Source organism: Dolichospermum sp. UHCC 0315A, assembly GCF_008121535.1.
Taxonomy (GTDB): Bacteria; Cyanobacteriota; Cyanobacteriia; order Cyanobacteriales; family Nostocaceae; genus Dolichospermum; species Dolichospermum lemmermannii.
In genome coordinates, this window is sequence record NZ_CP043056.1 from 3,858,640 (window position 1) to 3,879,502 (window position 20,863).

A 20,863-nucleotide genomic window follows, 5' to 3' on the forward strand; every position below is an offset into this window, starting at 1 on the left:
AAATTCTGCATCTTGCTTTTGACAAGAAATTAACTACTTTCTATTCCTTTTTATAGATATATAGCAATTCGTATTTGATTTGTGATAGTGTAGCGTGCCGTAGATATACATTGCAAGAGTCAGATCCCCGACTTCTCTAAGAAGTCGGGGATCTGATATTCAAGTGGGTTATAAATGGGTGTAGAAAGAATTATTGCGGTTTGAGAATACTGGGAATTGTAGTGAGGATGCGTGTGACAATTTCTTCTGGTGTTTCGGTCGCGCTCATAGCAATATGTAAGTCAGCTTGGGAGTACATTGGTTGACGTTGTTCCAAAAGCGATGTCAATTTACTTTCGATATCGGCATCTTGTAAAAGTGGTCTGGTATTGTCTTCCGCTAACCGCTGTAAGATTATTCCTATTGGTGCATCTAACCAAATTATCAACCCATGATGGAGATAACTCCAATTCTGCTGCTGCATGGGAACACCCCCACCCGTAGATATAATCAACTTAGTATAAGCACAAACTTGAGCTAAAACATCACTCTCTAATTGCCGAAACTCCGCTTCACCATTTTCGGCAAATATTTCATTAATAGATTTACCTGCGGCTTTGATTATGACTTCATCTGTATCTACAAATCTATAACCAATTTCTGCGGCTAATAACTTTCCTACTGTTGTTTTCCCAACTCCCATCATGCCAATTAAATAGAGGTTGACTCCTTTTAATATATCAATCATCAGTATTTTTCTCCTGTAAAATTATTAATTATTATTAAAGCTTAAATTAGCGTTTTTGTGGTTTATTTTCGTTGTCATCCTCAAAATCATCATCTTCAAAAAAATCCCAGTCATCATCATCTGTAACTTGAGTTTTGCCTGATTCTTGGTAAGGAGGAATAATTACCCGATAATCAGCATCATAAACAGATTCGGTTTTACCCACAGCAGTATTTTTCGGTGATTGGGAACTATAGGAATAAACGGAACTATTGCGGGAATTAGAACTTTGTTGACTTGGGGAAGTTTCTGTTACTGGTTCTGAATCTTCTCTATCATCCCAATCATCTTGATTGCGATTTGTGTCCCAATCGTCAAATTCATCATCAACTTGATTAACGGTTGGTGGAGGACTTTGAGGAGGTGGAGTATTTTGTCTAACACGGGGTGGAGTGGGAATTGATTTGGGTAGAGGTTGTGGTGCTTGTAAATTTAAATCAGTCGCAAATTTTAACAATCTAGTAATTATTAAAGATGTGAAAATACCAGCAGTGATACTTAATAAAATCCACAATGCTAATGGTAATGCTTGAGTTCGCATCCCCAAAAACATTAATGGAAGTGAGGGCGACAAATTTTGAACTAATATTATTATTAGTCCCAGCATTGCCGTCACCAAGATAATTAAGCGAATTACAGCCATAAAAAATTCAAAATTGCAGCAGGATTCTAAGAATACACCAGGAAAAAACAGATGAATATAGCTGTTGCCACAAAAGAGCAAAATAGAATTAAGAATTAAGAATTAAAAATTTAGTTTTTTAATTTTTAATTTTTAATTTTTAATTGCTATAAATGACCTTGCCATCGTTCAATTGGTATACAGTCAATATCTAATTGATCCAGAGCGCGAGCTACAACAAAATCAACTAAATCCTCAATGGTTTGTGGGTTGTGATACCAAGCAGGAATAGCGGGGACTATTCTCACTCCAGTTTCCGCTAAGGTCGTTAAGTTCCGCAGGTGAATTAAACTAAAAGGGGTTTCTCTGGGGACAATTACCAGTTTACGTCCTTCTTTAATTTGGACATCTGCGGCTCGTTCTAGTAAGTCGGAACTTAGCCCCCCAGCAAGTTTTGCGACTGTACTCATACTACAAGGGATAATGATCATCCCCAACGTGCGGAAAGAACCACTGGCAATACCCGCACCAACATCACTCCAAGGATGACAGCGGAGTTTACCTTGTTCGGGAACTCCGGCTTGTTCTCGCCAAAATTGCTCTTGTTTTTCTGGTTCTCCTGGCATTCGGATTTCCTGTTCTGCCTGCCAAACTGTGTAAGTAGATTTAGATGCCACCAGTTCAATTTGATATTCTGCGGCTAAGAGAAATTTAAGAGCGCGAACGGCGTAAATTAGACCAGATGCACCTGTTACGCCCAAGATTAAAGGTTTTGTGTTATTAGTCATTTGTCAGTGGTCAGTGGTCAGTTGTTATTAGTCATTTGTCAGTGGTCAGTTGTTAGTGGTCAGTGGTCAGTGGTTAATATTTAAGAGCAACTAAGTAGGTGAACACAATAAAACCAATCTGTATAAAGAAAAGTAAAATCGCCCAAACCCTCTTCACTCTTGCCTCTTGACTTTTGCCTCTTGCCTAGTGCCATAACGACGATTTTCAATGCTAACCTACTTAACAACGGACAACTGACCACTGACTATTCTTGATCATAAGGTTCTCTGTCAAAAGATATGGCTTTGCCACGCAAGCTATCGCTTTGATTTTGTGGATAAATGTCTCCTGTTTCCTCATTGCCAGTATTCTCGCTCATGGCTTTAGGTAAACCATCAGCACCAACTGTCACTAAATCAATTTGTTGACGGTAGTAATCAACACTTTTGACTTGTACCATACAGCTATCGCCCAATCGGTAGGAAGCCCGATTTTTTCGCCCAAATAACGCTTGTTGTCTGGCACGATATTCATACCAATCGTCTTTGAGGGAACTGACGTGAACCAGTCCTTCTATTCGTAAGGTATTAGCGAGATTACCTTCTGTGGGCGATTCTACTGGGACTTCAATTTCCACAAAGAAGCCGTAAGATTGAACACCAGTAATTACTCCTGGAAATACTTCGCCAATGCGTTGTTTCATTAAGGAGGCTTTTTGGAGTCCGGCTAAATCAGCTTCAGCTTCTTGGACTTCTTTTTCTCGGTCATTAATTTGGACAATGACCCTGGTTAAGTCGCTTTGCAGTTCTTGTTGGAGTTCTGGGGGGAGAACGTTCCAATTGATTTCTTCGTGACAATTGGAATGGCGCAGGTTTATCCGATCTTTGACGCGGGTATTCCGGCGATCGCGCCCATGCTCTAGTAAGTTATGATACACCCGTTGCAAGAGGATATCTGGATAACGACGTAAGGGGGCAGTTATGTGGACATATTGGGATAAAGCTAGTCCAAAGTGAGAACTTTTGGTAATGCTATATAAAGAAGGCTTGAGAGTGTCTTGTAATAAATAGGTGAGAACTTGTTCCGATGGGGAATCGGCAAAAGCTCCCGTCAAGTGTTGATAATCTAGAGGTTGGATTTCTAATTCTGGATCAAGTCCTAATTCCACACCTAAATTAACGGCTAGTTTGAGCATTTCCTGAACATCTTCGGGATCAGGTGTGCCTTGAACTCGCCATAAACTGGGAACTCCCAAGGCACTGAGATGATCAGCCATGAGTTGATTAACTAATATTACCAATTCGGTAATGAGCGATCGCCCAGGTAAGTCATTAACCACCACCGATCCCATTGCTCCTTCGTCATAGTAAGGGTTGTGGCTGGGTGGGAGATTTAACCGTAAGCTGCCCCGCTGTAGACGTACCTGCTTAATAGCAGTAGCCAAAGTCTGCAAATCTGGTAATTTCTCTTGGACTTCGGCTGCCACTGTGCTGCTTTCACCGGCAAGAATAGCTGCTGTCTCTACTTGACTAACAGCTACATCTACATTAATGACACTAGGTTGAATTTCCCATTCCTCCACTTCTCCTGATTGGGGGTTAATGGTGATGATAAAAGAGAGAGCCAAGCGATCGCTACCAGGGACTAAGGAACACCGTTGTATCACCACTGCTGGCAACATTGGCAGTAGTAATTCTCCCAAGTACACTGACTTACCCCGCTTGAGGGCTTCCCGGTCTAGAGCCTCATCGGCTTGGATATAGTGGGAAACATCTGTAATGTGAAATAATAATCGCCAATTATCATCAGTAGTTTTTTCTACACTGAAGGCATTTTCAACTACAGATTCATCACTGTTGACACTCTTAATGGTGAAGGTAAAAACCTCACGTAAATCGAGACGATTTTTCAGGTCTGCTTTCAGGAGTCTCTTGGGTAACTTTGCCGCTGCATCGAGGATAGGATCAGGAAAAGTTCGGGATAAATCATGTTTACAAGTTACCAAATCTATATCCGCTGCGGCTTCAGCATCACTACCCAAAATTTGCACTACTCGACCCAATGGGGGATATTGTGCGAGGGGATAGCGAAGAATTTCTACATGAGCTAAGTGATCAATTGCTTCTTCCAACTTCATGCTGTTGAGTTGTAGTTTCAGTTCAAACAGCAATCTGTCATCCAAAGGGACAGCCCGAAACCCTTCCTCCACCTGCTTAATTCTGGCGAGTAAGGTGTGATTAGACCGCTCCATAATCAACTTCACCTCACCTTCCGGCGATCGCCTGCGACTGCCTTCCTTGAGGACTCTTACCAAAACGCGATCGCCATTCCAGGCATTACTCAAATGACTTTCACGGATGTAAATATCCTCTGAGCCTTCGCTATCTTGAATCGCAAAGCAAAAGCCCTTACTAGAACAACGTAATTTAGCCTCAATCAAGCCTTCTTCGGTAACGCGGCGATATTTCCCCCGTTCCTTCACCAAAAGCCCGATTTTTTCCAACACATCCAAAGTAATTTGGAGTTTTTCTAGACTTTCTTCATCCTCACAACCCAGTTTTTTTTCTAGGACTTTACGAGCCACTAATTTATCATCTGTAAAATTGGCAAGAAGTGTAGCGATTGAAAATTCCATGCAGTGAACCGACCTTTGGTCAAAACATCATTTGTTGTCGAATCTGGCTCTTTACTGTATTCCCTCGCGGTTTACAGACACTTGCTTACGAATTTCGCCTTTGCGTAGTGTTTCGTAGAAAAGGCAAGTCCGCTCATCGCGCAGCGTGGCGTTAGCCATAGTCATTGTCAGATGAAGCCCCTGCGTTGACTTCTCACTGCACGACAATCTCAGCGTTTGCTTACGTGACCCTTGACTTGATCTAAACAATCTTGACCATGCACTCCTGATACCTAATAATTAAACACTACGTAATTTAGATAATGAGTTAGTGAGAGACTTGGTTTGGAGAACTCTCTATCTCACCCACAACCCACAAACTACAAACTGGTTTAACTACAGGTGTTTGATAGTTTAGATGTAAGGCAAGTCCACGACATCAGTATCTGATAGCATAGCGTGGTGTTGGCCATGTCTTCACTAGAAGGAACCGCTGAAAAACCCAATTCTCCCTTATGTAGAATCGGTAACAATCAGGTAAGCAGTAAAACACAGGCAACGAAGGCAAACCTTATCTTTATTATTGTAGATTTAGAGCGCACTTCTTTAAAAATACTTCTAGATATCTAATTGGTTAATTAGTATAGCATTTAAAGATAGACGACAATTTGTGATCAACAACTGTTAGTATCAGGACATATTTAACGTCGTGAGTGCTTAGTTCTCAGTAAGACTTTATATTGAAATATAGGGTTTTGTCTAGGGGATGGTCAGTTGTCAGTAGGGGCGAAGCATTTGGAAGATAAATTATCGCTCATTGCCAAAAATAGTTCTCCAAATGCTTCGCCCGTACAGTGGTCAGTTGTTAGTAGGGGCGAAGCATTTGGAAGATAAATTATCGCTCATTGCCAAAAATAGTTCTCCAAATGCTTCGCCCGTACAGTGGTCAGTTGTTAGTAGGGGCGAAGCATTTGGAAGATAAATTATCGCTCATTGCCAAAAATAGTTCTCCAAATGCTTCGCCCGTACAGTGGTCAGTTGTCAGTTGTGCGCTGACTAGCAATTTATGTTATTAGGAAAATTTAGATAAAAATGGTTGAAAGTATGATGTTGGCACAATTCCAGAATTTGTACCCCAACGGCAGTATTATCTCAGAATTAATAGAAATTTTTCAAGGGAAATATATCGTCCGTGTCAGTATACAACTCGAAGGTATCACCAGGGCAACGGCGATCGCAGGAGCAGAAACAGTAGAAGCAGCAGAAGACCAGGCTAGAAACAGAGCTTTAACGGTTTTGGGGATCAAAAATACACCGGGGGAAGTCACAAAATCTGTCTCCCCATTAGTTACCACTCCACAAATAAAACCCACTTTCCAGGAATCAAAACCTGTTCCCCCTGTTAACAATACACAGATATATACACCACCGCTACCAGAAGAAGAAATTGATCCCAAATTTCCAGAACCAGAAATATTTTCTCATCAAGAACCAGAATATCCACCTTTATCAGAAGTCCCTCCTAGTAATGTCACGCCATTTACACCTCGCAGTTATACCCCTTATGAGGATACTGGTGTCCAGTCAGTCGTCGGTAAAAAGAAAAGACATAATGAACCAGTAAATTTATCTGATGTCATTGCCCAAACAGACGTAGAAATCGAGCGATTAGGCTGGACACCAGAACAAGGTAAAGATTATCTGGTCAAAACCTACAGTAAACGAGGACGTTCTCTGCTGAGTGAAGAAGAATTACGAAATTTTCTCACTTACCTCAAATCTCAACCAGATCCAATTGCGGGATTTTAGAATCAGGAGTATGGCTAACGACACGCTTCGCTATCAGGAGTATGGCTAACGCCACGCTTCGCTATCAGGAAGAAGGAAGAAGGAAGAAGAAAGAAGGAAGAAGAAAGAAGAAAGAAGAATTTTCTCATTAACCACTGACAACTGACAACTGACAACTGTACGGGCGAAGCATTTGGAGAACTATTTTTGGCAATGATCGATAATTTATCTTCCAAATGCTTCGCCCCTACTGACCACTGACCACTGACAACTGACAACTGACAACTGACCAATAACTAAACTAGAGGTACAGGACGACTACCGGCGGCATGACGGTCAATTACTTGGTCAATTAAGCCATATTCCTTGGCTTCGGCAGGAGACATAAAGAAATCACGTTCGGTATCTTCAGAAATCCGCTCAAATGGTTGACCAGTATGATCAGCGAGAAATTCGTTTAGCCGCTGCTTGTGATACAAAATTTCGCGGGCTTGAATTGCAATATCAGTTGCTTGTCCTTGAGCGCCACCGAGGGGTTGATGAATCATAATCCGTGAATGGGGTAAACTCATCCTTTTACCCTTTGTACCCGCGCTGAGGAGAAAAGCTCCCATACTGGCCGCCAATCCAGTACAAATTGTACAGACATCAGGGCGAATATGCTTCATGGTGTCAAAAATACCCATTCCCGCTGTCACAGAACCACCAGGAGAATTAATGTACATATATATGTCCTTCTCCGCGTCCTCAGAATCTAAAAACAGCAGTTGGGCAACAATCAAGTTAGCCAGATTGCTATCAACCTGTTCTCCCAAAAAAATAATCCGCTCACGCAACAGCCGTGAATAGATATCAAAGGCGCGTTCGCCTCGGCCGGATTGTTCAATAACGATAGGAATCATTTAGTGTGTTTTAGCTATTTTTCATTTATTCTATCGGTGACAACGGCTAATTGTGTTGAAATTGCCAATTAAGATTAGGACAAGCCGGGTGAAGAGAGCAGATAGAAGCTCATGTAAAGAAATATATTTTACGCAAATATCAGTATTATTACGGTTCTTGCCAATCGAGTGACTGGAGTAAAACAATGATATATTCCCAGGGATTTAAAAATAAATTTGGATTTTCAGGACACTTTTTGGGAAAAACAAACGTCCACGTTGTTAGGTATATATAAAGAGAGAACTGGATCACATTTTTTCACAGATTTCTGAGCTATTCTCAAATTATATTCACCAAATCCGATAAACCAATAACACAAAGTGTATTGAGAATAACAAGTTCCTATGGAAGTCTCATCCATATAAATAAAGAGAGGGATATTATGCTAGAAAAACTTATACAAGCGGCCTTTATTACATTTTTATTGCAACTCATCGCCGTATTGAGTAAAACTACTCCAATACATCCCAAGGCAGTCTCACCTCTTGCGGAAATGTCGGGTCCTGTAATTAGTTCGACTTTTCAGGTTTCGGAGTAAAATGCAGCCTAGACGGAACAGGGAACAGGTAAAAATTTTAATCTTTTCCCTGATTACCAATCTTTTCAATCTATTATTTTTAATTCCGCCCTGGGGTAGTAGTCATTACTTTATTTTTGCTATTCTGATTATCTCCACCTGTGATACTGCGGAAATATAGCCCACCAATACTGATGAGAAATATTAAATATCCCACGGCTTGAACAATATAGATTTTGTCTCTATAACCAAATAAGGACTTGAGAATGATACCTGGGAACTGTTCGTCAGATAAGATTTTTTCAGCATTCCAAACCATTGGACCTAAGATACAAGAGTGAATTCTGGTAAAGTGTTCATAATAGAAACAAAGATTTTCTGAAGAACGACTACTCAAAGCTAGATTAGCTGTGGCTTCATCAAAATGTTGTAAACCGGAAACTACTAAACCAGAAACAATTAATATTAATAAAACGCCCATAACTTGAAAGAATTGGCGAATATTAATTTTCACACCCCATTTAAATAATAAAACGCCAATTACTGACGCTGTGGCTAAACCACCCAGTGCGCCTAAAGTCGGTAATAAACCTTGTTGAAAATTAGCTGCAACGAAGAGAACAGTTTCAAATCCTTCGCGGACAATGGCGACTAGAATTAAACTAAAAACTCCCCAAGCTGCATTGGAATTTTTGCCTATTGCGTCGGTAACTGCTCCCTCAACTTGTGCTTTCATAAATCTGGCTTGTTTTGTCATCCAGATTAACATCCAACTCAGCATGACTATTGCTAAAACACTAAATACACCTTCCAATGTTGGCTCAACAACAGAGGTATATTGAGGATTAATAGATCCTAAGAATTTAATGATCCCCGTAAATAAAATACCGATTAAGCCACTGACAATAATACCAACAATTACGCCAGCATAAACCCAAGGGTTGAGTCGAGATTGTTGGGCTTTTTTTAATAATGCGAGAACAATACCCACAACTAAAGCGGCTTCGACACCTTCTCGCAGGGTAATTACAAAAGTGGGTAGAGCGGTACTAAAATTCATTTTTATTAGTTAGTTGTCAGTGGTCAGTGGTCAGTAGGGGCGAAGCATTTGGAAGATAAATTATCGGTCATTGCCAAAAATAGTTCTCCAAATGCTTCGCCCGTACAGTGGTCAGTTGTAGATTTTATTTCTCCTGAATTCTGACTCCTGACTCCTGCTTTATTAGCTAAAATCGCGTAACATTTTCTTGAGTTCGAGATTGTGCATCTCTTCTTGTCCGATCATACCACGGCTGAATTCTTCTAAATAAATACTGGCATTGTTGACAACTGCTAGAAGACTTTTGTACATATCTAAAGCTTTCTTTTCATGGGATAAACTTTCTTGCAAAATATCCTTAACGTTATGTTTGAAAGTTTCTTCCATTGGGGCGATTCTCAAAGTAGGATGTCCTTCTAAGCCTGTGAGAATTTCTCCCACTTGTTGAGCATGAAGTAAGGATTCTGTGGCTTGCGCTTTGAAGAATGCCACAATAGGTATACGATTTGGACCTGTTACCATTAAGGAATAATGGGTGTAGCGAACTACCCCTGCTAGTTCAAATTCCATAATGGAGTTGAGAATATCAATTGTTTTTTGGTGGTCGAGTTCTTGCATTAGTTGTTAAGTTGAGCAAAATTACATCAGGAGAGGATTTAGCTACCAATTATTAGTGAGCAGTTATACTTTTTTTAAGGTTTGAAAACCCTAACTGTTTTCACTCTTAGTTTTTAACTATTTTCTCTCTTATTCATCATTTTAAACTGCTTATTCTGGACTTCCAATGGTGTGAAAATACTAACTTTGTGCTTTAGTGCTGGTTTTTTCTCGCACTTTTTGGGTATTTTCCTCGATGATTTTTACTAGCTTGGTAACATCTTCTGGAGTGCTAACTGCTTGCGCTGGGGGGATAGCAGTAGGCCAAACTTTCACTAGTTCTCCAAAAGCTGTATCTATGGCTTTGTGTGCTTGAGGATGTTCTTGGGTCATTTGGCTAGAAATACTTTTATATAGCTCCTGAGAATAGACGACAAAACCACGAGAATCTTGATATTCAATGGGGGCAGTAATTTTGCCATTCGCAATTGCTGCACCATATTCTGAGTTGGCTGCGTCTAGTAAACTGGTGATTACTTGCAGAACAAATTCGGGTTTACTGCGTTGTTCGGCTGGTAAAATTGCGATCGCACTATCAACGGCTTGCACAGAAGTGGTAAAGTTAGTTTTTATTTTGGCATCCTTGGGATTAGATTTCACTAAATCAGTTAAACTGACTAAGTTGCTTTTAAATTCTTTAACTTTACGTTCATCTAATTGTTCTTCAATATCAATATAAATCTCCTCAACTGGATGTCCAATATGGGGTTGAGCTTGTTTGGGTTGATTTTGATCTAATAATTCTTTGGCTACTAAAAGATGTCCTTTCATTAACCCCAATTTGGTCATGTAGTCAATATCTTTAGCTTCACCTGTAAGTACCACTTCCTCAACTGTCACCATGTCTTTAATTTGGTCAAACTGTGGTTGAGTAATCACTTTTTTACTGACTAAATCCGTTGGATTAGCGTAGGGACGATTAGCTTGGATTTTGTTGGATAAAGCCGGAATTCCTAATGTAGCTTCTAATTTATCTAATTGGGATAAAATTGCATTATTGATATTAATTTTAGCTTTACCACTATGACCGCTATGGCCGCTGGTTTCTGCAACTTGGGCTGTACTTGGTGTTGATTTAACGTCTGCTGTCGGTGTATCCTGGGTACAGGAACTCAGGGAAATCATGGCACAAGCAGCGATAGATAAAAATAGGTAACGGAATTTGATCATTTTTACTCCAGGATTGTGGATTGGGTCAAAGTTTTTTCTGAATATCCAGTGAAAAAACTAATAAGTATTAGTAATAGATGTTTATAGATATTTATCATAAATGAAAGTATTTATCAACTGGTTTTTATAAACTGAGTATAATTTACACATTTTTTTAAATTAAGGCTCTAAATTCAAAGCATTAAAGCTTATAATCAAATGAGGTACTCATTCCCAGGTGGCCACCTGGAAACGAGAAACTAAAAACAAGAAAAACTAATTAGACTCCATTGCAAATGCTTGTATCAGAAGCTGCATGGGGTCTTTACTTTGCAGACCCTGAGTAATATTTGCCTTCAACTGGTAAAGACTTAACATGAAAGCCTTTAAACTTTTCCTTCTGACTAACGCGCATCATAGATGTAGGATAAGTAACAGCTAAGAGAGAAAAAATACCAATTAATACCCAGATATATTTGTGTAATTCTCTACCTGATGTTCTTTCTCTAGTTAAATTTTCTGTTGTTTCTATTTGCATAACTCACATCCTGGGTTGATTGATTTATTAATTATGTCAATGGTAAATAGGGGAACAAGGGGTGCCAACTCATTGCAGTAGCAGCAACCATTAAGGTAAACATCCAGAAAAATATCGTTCTGGATTTAATTTTTTTGTTTTTCCAAAGTACGGAAAGAATAGCCCAACTAACCAGCCAACCTATAAGTAACATTGTTTCTTTGCCAGAATAACTGCCAATATTACCCCAAAGTTTACTAGGATTATGACTGCCTGGTATCCAACTACCAAGTGACCAAAGCATTTGTTCAATGTTTTTATTTGTATCTGAAAAATGGTGCGCCACCATCATTGTAAAACAGCCAATTGATGCACTAATCAAAGCTGCTGCTGCTGGTCCAGAAACAGTTGGTGGATTATTTGAACCTTGAGATAAAAAGTTAGGAAAGCCTTTTAATGTTTGCCAAAAGCGACTATATAAAGGCTCTAATTCGCTAGTAACTTCAGATAAATTTGGTTGTCTAGTCATAGAATTATCCTCAAATATTTAATGACAAATTAATTACAAAGCATGGATTTTAGCAATACCAAGCCCAGTAACTAATCCACCCATAGCGTAAAACATCATGGCCATTAAAGCCACGCAGGTAGCAGTAAGAACGGGGCGGTTTTGTTTTTCTAAAATTGAGTCACCATATTGCCATAAAATCCATGTACAAGCTACCCCTAATGGCAAGGTAAATAAAACACTAAATTCGTGGTACTCCATGAGTACATATTGCACTAAAGGGGAGTTTTCTTTAAGCCAAGCTCTTGCACCACCAAATTCGATTCCTGCCCGGTAACGCATATAGACTAAATTACCTGTAGCAATGCCCAAAAATGCGATCGCACTTGACCAAAATGTTAAGGTACGCATTTGGGGTAATATTTTGCTTGATCCTCGCAGTAAGGGAAAAGCTAAATGTCCTGTATAAGTAGGTCGGCGTTAAAAAATCAATCTATGTAACGAAATATAAATTAACGAATACCTTATAAATAGGGTGTTTCACGGTTTTTACAAAACTAAACATATATCGATTTTATTGGGCCGACTTACTTACACAGCCACAACTGTTGCCAACAATGCTCCCACGCCGTGAATTGTTCCTATTGACCGCTGCCAGGGGCTAGGATGTAAAAGATTAAAAAATGGCAAAAACAGAAACATTCCTGCTGATAAAATACTCAATCCATATACAGCAGTTTTAGCAATATCCAACTGTTTAGGAAATGTTTTTGAACCTGAATCAATACCCGAATCTAACACTCTTATTGCTCCTGTATTGGTGTTGTGAAAAAGTTATATTAGCAGTATCAATAAATACACTTTGTTGGTAAATTATCCAGTGAATTGATTGATACTGTCTAAATTAGAACTCTATCACATAAATAAGAAAAATTCTCAATATATAAACAAAAAATATGTTGAAGATTTGACAATTAAGAATTTATGTTAGCTTTCCAGGGTTTTTGGAGTCTATGACTTCAAACTGTCCCATACACCCGCTTTCAGCGATTGCATCTTGGTGAGGATGAAACATATATTTTCCTGGATAGCGAAAAGCAAACTCTAAAATGTGCCTTTCTGCGACACCCATTGTTAAAACATCGGTTTTTTCACTGGGAGTCATTGTCATACCGAAACGATAAACATTGAAGAAGTTAGCGTGAAGGTGAAATGTCACAGCGGGATCAAATTCAATAATATTCAAAACATAGACCCGAATCAACTGATTTTGATAAATCTGAATGGGATGGTGCATATAATGATGCGGCATACCATTAAAAGCATAATATTCATTGCGATTATCATCATTTATGTCATACCCAGACATGATTAAAACAATTTCATCAGCAGGAGGACGGGGTTTAGGAGGGTCAATAATAAACATCCCATATAAACCTTTAGCAATATGACGAGTAACCGGAGCAATGTGACAATGATACAAATGAACGCCATAGGGTTCGGCATCAAATTCGTATATAGTCGCTTTACCATTACCCACAGGTTTTATTCCATCCATTTCAGCGGGATGAACTCCGTGAAAATGCAGAGAATGGGAATGTCCAGCATTGTTGAGAAAAAGTATTCTTATTCTTTCCCCTTCTTTAGCCCGGAGTGTTGGTCCAGGAATCCGCCCATTTAAATCCCAAATGTTGTAGGAGACAGCACTATTAAGCTGAATGGTGGAAGTACCAGCAGTTAGCTGAAATTCGCGGACTGTACGCCCATTTTCCTGCTTAACTGTCCCATAATCAAAATCTCGTAACACCTGCATGGGGTTAGTAGCACCATTAGATGCTGCCATTTCCATTGGTGGGATTCTAACACTGGCATGATTTTTGACATTCAGTATCTGCCAAATTGCTCCCGCACCAATGACTCCAGCCCCGGATAATCCCAGTTGTAGCAATTGGCGACGACTCCAAATTTTATCTTTACTGAAAGTAAAGTTGTCAGACATGAGACTAATAGGGATATGGGTATGTAAGAAATTGCAAATTATTTGCAATTAGCTTTAGGTATCCTATCCAACTTAGGAATTATTGTCAATAACTTGGAAAAATAATTTTTAGGGGTTTTTGGTAGTGCGGGCATCTTGCCCGCGTGAGCGAGACGCTCACACTACAGTCCATCATTTTTATCTTGACAAACTACTAGTACAGTACAGTGTAAGTAAGATAACCATTAAAAATCCCTAAAAAGGTTATACAATCTGCTTTTTTAATTTTTAATTGTTAATTTTTAATTCCGCCCTGCGGTACTAGTAAATGGAATAAGGTGCTAGGATCGCTCAGGTAAGTAATAAATTAGACTCAACTCCATTTACTTTAACTATAGCGGTTATCGGTTGAATGAAATACCGCTATAATATCCTGTAAATCCTTAAATCCTGGATATCCTGATTTAGACAAGAGGTAGCATCTGGGAAACTACAATTTCTAAATCAGGAAAATCTAAAGGAGATATGTTTTGATGTTCTGTGATAATTTCTCGATTTTGATAACCTTCTATTGTAGGATTTCTAAATACAATTAATTCGCGTTTCACTACATCTAATACCCAATAATCCTTAATTCCTGCTTGAGAATAAGCTTTAGCTTTTATTTCTGTATCTAGTTTTAAACTACTATCTGCAACTTCGATAATTAAATAAACTTCTGCTGGGGTAGGATGATGATCTGCATAGTCTAGGGGATCTATTTTTACTACAGCAATATCTGGTTCTGGTTCAGACCTTTCATTTAATTTTACAGGGTCTTGAACAGCTATCCAAGCCTGATTTCCTAAACGATTTTGTAATAATTTATTGGTTCTTCCTACTGCTGAACGGTGGGCTATTCCTTTAGCAACCATCCAAATTATTTTCCCCTCTAATAATTCTACCCGTTCACTTGGTTCAAATATTCCTGCTTCAGCCATTCTGTGGTATTCATCAACAGTCCACAGCCGCAATTGTAAGGGAGATTCTGTGGTTTGCATAGTTAATTAAGGTGAATATTTATTCACTATTATATGATATTTTATTTGTCAGAATCAGGATGTCCAGGATTAAAGGATTTACAGGATTTTTTATGAAATACTTTAATTCACCCTTGAGAATAAGCCTTGGCTTTAATTTACTAGCATATTCAGTTAAAATAATCATAAAAACTACTTTGATCAAAATCTTCTAAATAACCATAGTCTGATGATCTGTAGTCATCTGATTTTTGCATATCTTTACTATAGTACATATCATCATATTCTTCTTGATAAGAATCATCATAGTCATCATTATTATTTAAATCCTCTACCGAATAATTATCTTCATAATCATCACTAACTTGAGTGTTATGTTTTGTTAATGGCTCATATATTGTTTCGGATTTGATATTATACATTTTACAAATCTCAAGGCGACGGACAAGGCGACGCAATAGATAGTCATCAAATCAACCCTTCACAAATTCGTAACCAACACCCTCTTGCCAACCTAACCAAATTCCCCCCACACTGCCTGGGAAATATCCTTGGGGTGCTTTAATCCCACATTCCGGACTTCAAAAAGTAGTATACAAAAACTACATTTACGACTAATTAAAAACTAGAATTTTAAAAAACTAAGTAGCCACCAATAAATAAATTACACACACCAAAAATCTAGCTTTTTTATTATGTTTAAAAAGCTAGTAAGACAGTTTAATTTGAATTTTTCAATCAGTTATGCAAATACAAGACTATGCGATCTGACGGGATGACAAAATAGTCTAAAAAGCTTATCAGATAAAGATTATACCGATTTATGGTAAAAAAAGATAGAAGCACTTTTCTCAATAAGGACTATCTATTGATAATGTTACCTGAATTCTACAAAACACACATAAAAAATCAATTAAATCTGGCAGAGTATATCTTGCTCAAAATTATGATTATTCTGCTGCAATCGCTGAAAAAAGTAAGTTTAGAAACTTTGGCTACTGCTTTACCAATTCCGATTAAATTTGAAAGTAGAAAAAGAAAAATACAGAGATTTCTATCCTTGTCAAACCTAACAATTGAGAAAATCTGGTTTCCGATTGTGAAAACATTTTTAGAAACATATTTGAAGGATGAAAAGTTAATTTATGTAGTGATGGATAGGACGGCTTGGGGACGCATAAATTTATTCATGATTAGTATTATATTGATTGTAAAAATGTAGTCAAAATGTAGGTTGGGTAGAGCGATAGCCAAACCCAACACAGTTAGAACTTTGTCGTTTATGAATGTTGGGTAACATACGTCAACCCAACCTACTATGGTTTGACAGTTGCGCGTAAACTATAATTACCAGTTTCCCCTCTTTGTGAAGATTTGGCAACTAAGCGTAGCATTACTTGTGACAGCAGCTTAGTGATTAGACGTAAGTAGCAAATATTTTGTTTCTATGGAAATCCAGTAGCTATTTATTTCGAGAATTTTTAGGCTCAAATTTCAAATATGTTCCTCCCAATCCTTCTACAATTGTTCTTGTATTAGCAGCCATCATTTTCTGATAGGTTTCTCCGTCACTTCCTGGTTCACCTAGTCCGTCAATATAAAGTGGTCTTTGAGAAACCTTTACTTTCGATGCTGTCGCTACAGGTGCGAGTAAATTAGAATTGGTATTTGTATCTGTAAAAATTGTTGGTACTTGATATTTTTGAATCTCTCTAACCAAATTTTTAACTTTTGTATCTGTCAATTTTCCTGTATTTTTGACATTACCTAAATTGACTGAATAGGGAATATCATAAGCTTTGACATAATAAATCATTGCTGAATTTGTTGTCACTAATTTTCGATTTTTATCAGGAATACTAGCTAATCTGCCTTTAATCCAACTATTAATTTGATTGATTTCTTTAGTTACTTTCTTGGTATTTTTATTATAAATATTTTTATTTTCTGGTGCTAATTTAACTAAGCTACTATTAATTATTTCTACCATTTTGATAGTATTAATAGGATTATGCCAAACATGAGGTTCAATAATTTGCTTACCATTTTTTCTGATTTGGATGGAATTTACACCCATAGTTTTAGCAACGGCAATTTTTAATTTAGGTTTTTTAATCTCTTCAATAATTTTAATTAAACCTGGTTCAAAATTATAACCATGATACAATACTAAACTAGCATTTTTAATGGCTTGATTATCTTCTGGTATGGGTTTATAATTTATGGGATTTATCCCAGGAGGAATTAAACAAATCAGATTAATTGTATCTCCAGCAACTTGTTTTGTTAAATCGCAAATTACGCTATTAGTTACTACGACAAACGGTAAATTATTATTAATATTTTTATTAGTGGTATTATATGTTGTATTAATAGGTTTATTTCCACATCCAGATAAACCCACCATTAAACCTAAAATGGTAGTTCTCAATAAATGTGGAGATAGTTTTTTTGCTGACATAATTGATTGTAATTGATGAATATATTAAAAAGTCCAGAAATAATTATATAAAGTAATAAAGACACAGACTTGCTGTGTCTTGTAAAACATTTATTGTTCTAATTTATTAAATTCCAGCCATAGGTAACTTACCTTGTAATTTCTGTAAATTAGCTTGAACACAATTAGTGCAATTGCAACCAATTTGTTCTATTACAGAATGTGTGATGCTATTTATTTGCGGTGTAGCTATATCAAAATTTGCTTGATTAGATGTCACCACAATCATTTGTACAGCGGGTGCAGCTTTGAATTTGGAAGCGTGTGCTGGGTTAACTACCAATAGCAGAGATGCTAAAAACATAGGAAAAGCCAGCAAAATCAGTTTGACTATTTTCATAAGTTGTCAGTTGTCAGTTGTCAGTTGTCAGTAGGGGCGAAGCATTTGGAAGATAAATTATCGGTCATTGCCAAAAATAGTTCTCCAAATGCTTCGCCCGTACGGCGAAGCATTTGGAAGATAAATTATCGGTCATTGCCAAAAATAGTTCTCCAAATGCTTCGCCCGTACAGTTGTTAGAGGATTTTTCTACCAGTCAATACTTCTCGGACTTCTAGCATGGCTGAATAGGTGGGGAGAATGTGTAAAGTTTCATTCACTGGTGTATGCTCTAGAGCAGTAGCGATCGCTTGCTGCAAATTTGACTCTACAATCAGATTGATGTCACTGTCCAGAGACTCCTGACTATAACGCAGACGTAAAGCCATATCATACACGCGATCGCCACTGACAATCAACGTTCCACCCCGTGCTACTAACTTTTCTGTATCCACATCCCAAATCCATGATACATCAGTACCATCTGGGGTTCTGTCATTCAACACCAATAAAGTAGTTTTATCGGTACTTTCAGTGACGACGCGAATAGTTTCATTTGTTCCTACAGGGTTTTTTGATAATAAAATTCTTACCCGTTTACCATCAATCACCAAATCTTCTGCACGACCAAAAGCAGCTTGAAAATTATTAATTCCACCTCTAATACTAACTTCATCAACTCCTAATTCTTTTGCTGCTGTGGCTGCGGCTAAAGTATTATATTTGTTGTACAAACCCACAAGAATTTGTGACCATTCCTGGCTTAATAATGCGGGTTGACTTTTAGTAAAACCACAACTAGGACAAGTAAAATCTCCCAAATGGGACAAATAAACCCCTTGATAATCTAAAGCATGACCACAGCTAGGACAATAAATAGAATCCACAGCATGAGGAATAGCTTCTAAATAATTTTCAGGTTCATTTAAACCAAAGAATAAAACCTTTTGGGGTAACTGTTGACCCAAATAGGATAAAGTCGGATCATCAGCATTGGGAATAACTACCGTTGTTGTTGGTAAAGTAGCAATCACCTTAGTCCACCGCTTACTAATACTATCCACTTCCCCATATCTATCCAACTGGTCACGGAACAGATTTAAACAGAGAATAATTCGAGGTTGTAGCGGTTTTAAAACCTTGGGAACTATATTTTCATCAACTTCCAAAATTGCATAATCTACATTCAGGTTTCCTAACAGATTCGCATTATCTATCAAAGCCGTTGCTAACCCATTTTCGAGATTTGCACCTGTAGAATTATGGGCAATCCGAAAGCCCTTCCGTTCTAAAATGGTGCATAATAGTAAAGCAGTAGTCGTCTTCCCATTCGTCCCCGCAATGAGAATTATCCCATTTTTCACTTGCTGACTCAATAACTCCAAAATGCGGGGTTCTATCCGTCGCGCAATCGAACCTGGTAAGACACTAGCAGCACCAAGACGCAGTGACCTCACCAAAAACGTGACACTTTTGGCCATTGATACCGCAAAACCCAAGCGGAGTCTATCTATAACTTTTATTTTCTTACCTACAGTCATGATTTATAAATAACCTATAATTGCAAAAAGAATTTAAACTTGTAAGTTTAACTAATTAGAAAAGATAGCATCAAAATGAGTATAGTCTCACTAACAAATAATTTTTTCTCTGAAAACACCATGTAAAGGTTATCTTAAAAAATAGTGCATGGGTGTGATTATTATCCAAACCAGTTAACATCAGTTCAGCACAAACTCACAAAAAATAGTAGCAAAGACAAGGTTTCTGTTAATGAATAGCATAAAGTGGCTTTTTTTACAAACTCAAATAATTGCTAACGGTCGCCGGTTAGTGTCAAAATGCTTATTGCTGCTTGTTTGTCTATTCGTAATTAGTATGCAGCCAGCATTAGCAGGTATTAAAGATGACCGATATGATGGCAATATTTTTGTAATTTATGCTGGTAATGGTTCTCTAGTTCCTTCCAAAGAAACACTAGCTCAGACATTAGCAGAACATAAACCAGCGATAGTGACATTCTACACTGATGACAGTAGCGATTGCAAAAAATATGCGCCGGTTGTTTCCGAAATGCAAGCATTCTATGGCCGCGCAACAGAAATCATTCCTATCAGCGTTGATACTCTTTTAGCTGACAAAACCTATCAACCCACAGAACCAGGATATTATTATGGAGGAAGTGTGCCTCAAGTTGTAGTTTTTGACCAGTCGGGTAAGGTAGTTTTCAATAAAAAAGGTCAAGTCCCTTTTGAGGAAATAGACGACAAATTGAGAGAAGTATTTGACTTATTACCCCGCACTGAGTCAGTCGAGTTAAAACGACGTTCACCGAGAGAATTCAGTAGTCAGTTAGAAGATCAATAGATATCTCCAAAAATTAAATGTGCGTTTCCTAGAACCCTTGTAGAGAGGTTCTATGGAACGTCTAACTCTCTCTAAGGAACGCAAATTTAGTAACCTGCAATTCTGATTTGACCGAAACTAGTGCGTTACTCTTTGCTTTAGCGCAGTTATTCTCGCAGATATTTGCATACCCTATTTTGGTAATTTAAACTAACCTTTAGGAAATTTAGAAAAATAAATATATGACAACCTGTCATATTTGGCATTGATTGTATTTAAAATGAGATCAGAAAAATAAACATACTTCCACAGGACAGAACCATGAAATCTATCGCAGCAACTTTGCGACGCTTAAGCCTAGCTGTATTAACAGTTATTGTAATTTTTGGTAGCTTTGCGGTATTTACCCCCACTGCATCTGCGGAAACATATACAGTTAAATTGGGCAGTGACAAAGGTATGTTAGCCTTTCAACCAAAGCAGTTGACTGTTAAGCCTGGTGACACAATTGAATGGAAGAACAACAAAGTTCCCCCCCACAACGTTGTTTTTGATCCTGCTAAAAACCCCACTAAGAGTGCTGATTTAGCTAAATCTTTGTCCCACAAGAAGTTATTAATGAGTCCCGGACAAACCGAAACCACCGTTATTCCTGCTGACGCTGCTCCTGGTTCTTATACTTTCTATTGCGAACCTCACCGTGGTGCTGGTATGGTTGGTCAAATCATCGTTGAAGGCTAATATATAGCTATTAACCATCCCTATGAATAGATGGGGATGGTAAAAGCCATCCTTTTGACAGACAATAAAGACA

25 protein-coding genes and 1 pseudogene are annotated in these 20,863 nt (G+C 38.0%); 7 read left to right on the forward strand and 19 right to left on the reverse strand.

Annotation, left to right across the window (positions count from 1 at the left end; translation table 11 throughout):
- Positions 1 to 190: 190 nt before the first annotated feature.
- From BMF77_RS18440 to BMF77_RS18455, 4 genes are all read right to left on the reverse strand, one after another.
- Entirely contained in the window at positions 191 to 727 is a 537-nt protein-coding gene (locus BMF77_RS18440; RefSeq protein WP_148764841.1) for a shikimate kinase, read from the reverse strand.
- 46 nt (positions 728 to 773) lie between these two features.
- A complete protein-coding gene (locus tag BMF77_RS18445; RefSeq protein WP_148764843.1) occupies positions 774 to 1,409 on the reverse strand; it encodes a LapA family protein in 636 nt (211 codons plus the stop codon).
- Positions 1,410 to 1,555: 146 nt separating this feature from the next.
- A complete protein-coding gene (locus BMF77_RS18450; protein ID WP_148764845.1) occupies positions 1,556 to 2,176 on the reverse strand; it encodes a flavin prenyltransferase UbiX in 621 nt (206 codons plus the stop codon).
- 245 nt (positions 2,177 to 2,421) lie between these two features.
- Positions 2,422 to 4,791, reverse strand: coding sequence for a ribonuclease R family protein (locus BMF77_RS18455; protein WP_148764847.1), 2,370 nt, complete (start codon positions 4,789 to 4,791; stop codon positions 2,422 to 2,424).
- Positions 4,792 to 5,608: 817 nt separating this feature from the next.
- On the opposite strand from BMF77_RS18455, the gene BMF77_RS28075 reads away from it, so the two are divergent.
- From BMF77_RS28075 to BMF77_RS18465, 3 genes are read left to right on the forward strand one after another with little or no spacing between them, the layout of a single operon-like run.
- Positions 5,609 to 5,752: a hypothetical protein gene (locus BMF77_RS28075; protein ID WP_246862957.1), complete on the forward strand. Its 144-nt coding sequence runs from the start codon at positions 5,609 to 5,611 to the stop codon at positions 5,750 to 5,752.
- Positions 5,697 to 5,846 (forward strand): hypothetical protein, encoded by a 150-nt coding sequence (locus BMF77_RS28080; RefSeq protein WP_246862958.1) that lies wholly within the window; start codon positions 5,697 to 5,699, stop codon positions 5,844 to 5,846. Before BMF77_RS28075 ends, BMF77_RS28080 begins: the two co-directional genes overlap by 56 nt.
- 31 nt (positions 5,847 to 5,877) lie before the next feature.
- On the forward strand, positions 5,878 to 6,579 hold the full coding sequence (locus BMF77_RS18465; RefSeq protein WP_148767077.1) for a hypothetical protein: 702 nt from the start codon (positions 5,878 to 5,880) through the stop codon (positions 6,577 to 6,579).
- Between the two features lie 14 nt (positions 6,580 to 6,593).
- Here BMF77_RS18465 and BMF77_RS18470 read toward each other — a convergent pair whose 3' ends face one another.
- The 12 genes from BMF77_RS18470 to BMF77_RS18525 form a co-directional block, all read right to left on the reverse strand.
- Positions 6,594 to 6,836 carry a hypothetical protein gene (locus BMF77_RS18470; RefSeq protein ID WP_168204365.1) on the reverse strand — a complete coding sequence of 81 codons (243 nt, stop codon included), beginning with the start codon at positions 6,834 to 6,836 and terminating at the stop codon, positions 6,594 to 6,596.
- Positions 6,837 to 6,854: 18 nt separating this feature from the next.
- On the reverse strand, positions 6,855 to 7,460 hold the full coding sequence (gene clpP / locus BMF77_RS18475; RefSeq protein ID WP_015083163.1) for an ATP-dependent Clp endopeptidase proteolytic subunit ClpP: 606 nt from the start codon (positions 7,458 to 7,460) through the stop codon (positions 6,855 to 6,857).
- Positions 7,461 to 8,117: 657 nt separating this feature from the next.
- The gene (locus tag BMF77_RS18480) at positions 8,118 to 9,077 is read right to left on the reverse strand and encodes an FTR1 family protein (protein ID WP_148764851.1); all 960 of its coding nucleotides are present in this window, start codon (positions 9,075 to 9,077) and stop codon (positions 8,118 to 8,120) included.
- A 162-nt stretch (positions 9,078 to 9,239) separates the two neighbouring features.
- Positions 9,240 to 9,674: a bacterioferritin gene (locus BMF77_RS18485; RefSeq protein ID WP_015080571.1), complete on the reverse strand. Its 435-nt coding sequence runs from the start codon at positions 9,672 to 9,674 to the stop codon at positions 9,240 to 9,242.
- Between the two features lie 180 nt (positions 9,675 to 9,854).
- Positions 9,855 to 10,883 carry a helix-hairpin-helix domain-containing protein gene (locus BMF77_RS18490; protein WP_148764853.1) on the reverse strand — a complete coding sequence of 343 codons (1,029 nt, stop codon included), beginning with the start codon at positions 10,881 to 10,883 and terminating at the stop codon, positions 9,855 to 9,857.
- A 304-nt stretch (positions 10,884 to 11,187) separates the two neighbouring features.
- A complete protein-coding gene (locus BMF77_RS18495; RefSeq protein WP_148764855.1) occupies positions 11,188 to 11,400 on the reverse strand; it encodes a hypothetical protein in 213 nt (70 codons plus the stop codon).
- A 31-nt stretch (positions 11,401 to 11,431) separates the two neighbouring features.
- Positions 11,432 to 11,908: a hypothetical protein gene (locus BMF77_RS18500; protein ID WP_148764857.1), complete on the reverse strand. Its 477-nt coding sequence runs from the start codon at positions 11,906 to 11,908 to the stop codon at positions 11,432 to 11,434.
- A 33-nt stretch (positions 11,909 to 11,941) separates the two neighbouring features.
- A complete protein-coding gene (locus BMF77_RS18505; protein ID WP_246862959.1) occupies positions 11,942 to 12,298 on the reverse strand; it encodes a hypothetical protein in 357 nt (118 codons plus the stop codon).
- Positions 12,299 to 12,478: 180 nt separating this feature from the next.
- Positions 12,479 to 12,688 (reverse strand): hypothetical protein, encoded by a 210-nt coding sequence (locus tag BMF77_RS18510; protein WP_246862960.1) that lies wholly within the window; start codon positions 12,686 to 12,688, stop codon positions 12,479 to 12,481.
- 181 nt (positions 12,689 to 12,869) lie between these two features.
- A complete protein-coding gene (locus BMF77_RS18515) occupies positions 12,870 to 13,886 on the reverse strand; it encodes a multicopper oxidase domain-containing protein (protein WP_148764859.1) in 1,017 nt (338 codons plus the stop codon).
- A gap of 443 nt (positions 13,887 to 14,329) precedes the next feature.
- Positions 14,330 to 14,905: a Uma2 family endonuclease gene (locus tag BMF77_RS18520; RefSeq protein WP_148764862.1), complete on the reverse strand. Its 576-nt coding sequence runs from the start codon at positions 14,903 to 14,905 to the stop codon at positions 14,330 to 14,332.
- 149 nt (positions 14,906 to 15,054) lie between these two features.
- Positions 15,055 to 15,306 (reverse strand): hypothetical protein, encoded by a 252-nt coding sequence (locus BMF77_RS18525; protein ID WP_148764864.1) that lies wholly within the window; start codon positions 15,304 to 15,306, stop codon positions 15,055 to 15,057.
- A gap of 452 nt (positions 15,307 to 15,758) precedes the next feature.
- On the opposite strand from BMF77_RS18525, the pseudogene BMF77_RS18530 reads away from it, so the two are divergent.
- A pseudogene (locus tag BMF77_RS18530) lies at positions 15,759 to 16,088 on the forward strand (IS4 family transposase); the annotation flags it as partial.
- 258 nt (positions 16,089 to 16,346) lie between these two features.
- On the opposite strand, the gene BMF77_RS18535 reads toward BMF77_RS18530, so the two are convergent.
- Positions 16,347 to 17,345 (reverse strand): metal ABC transporter solute-binding protein, Zn/Mn family, encoded by a 999-nt coding sequence (locus BMF77_RS18535; protein ID WP_148764866.1) that lies wholly within the window; start codon positions 17,343 to 17,345, stop codon positions 16,347 to 16,349.
- Between the two features lie 106 nt (positions 17,346 to 17,451).
- A complete protein-coding gene (locus BMF77_RS18540; protein WP_148764868.1) occupies positions 17,452 to 17,724 on the reverse strand; it encodes a hypothetical protein in 273 nt (90 codons plus the stop codon).
- Positions 17,725 to 17,748: 24 nt separating this feature from the next.
- Between BMF77_RS18540 and BMF77_RS18545 the strand changes: the two genes are divergently transcribed.
- Positions 17,749 to 17,904 (forward strand): hypothetical protein, encoded by a 156-nt coding sequence (locus BMF77_RS18545; protein ID WP_246862961.1) that lies wholly within the window; start codon positions 17,749 to 17,751, stop codon positions 17,902 to 17,904.
- Here the strand turns inward: BMF77_RS18545 and BMF77_RS18550 are convergent.
- The gene (locus BMF77_RS18550) at positions 17,901 to 19,244 is read right to left on the reverse strand and encodes a Mur ligase family protein (protein ID WP_148764870.1); all 1,344 of its coding nucleotides are present in this window, start codon (positions 19,242 to 19,244) and stop codon (positions 17,901 to 17,903) included. The genes BMF77_RS18545 and BMF77_RS18550 overlap by 4 nt on opposite strands.
- 232 nt (positions 19,245 to 19,476) lie before the next feature.
- Between BMF77_RS18550 and BMF77_RS18555 the strand changes: the two genes are divergently transcribed.
- Positions 19,477 to 20,070: a thylakoid membrane photosystem I accumulation factor gene (locus tag BMF77_RS18555; protein ID WP_148764872.1), complete on the forward strand. Its 594-nt coding sequence runs from the start codon at positions 19,477 to 19,479 to the stop codon at positions 20,068 to 20,070.
- 300 nt (positions 20,071 to 20,370) lie between these two features.
- Positions 20,371 to 20,790, forward strand: a complete 420-nt coding sequence (petE, locus tag BMF77_RS18560; RefSeq protein WP_148764874.1) for a plastocyanin — start codon at positions 20,371 to 20,373, stop codon at positions 20,788 to 20,790.
- Positions 20,791 to 20,863 lie beyond the last annotated feature (73 nt).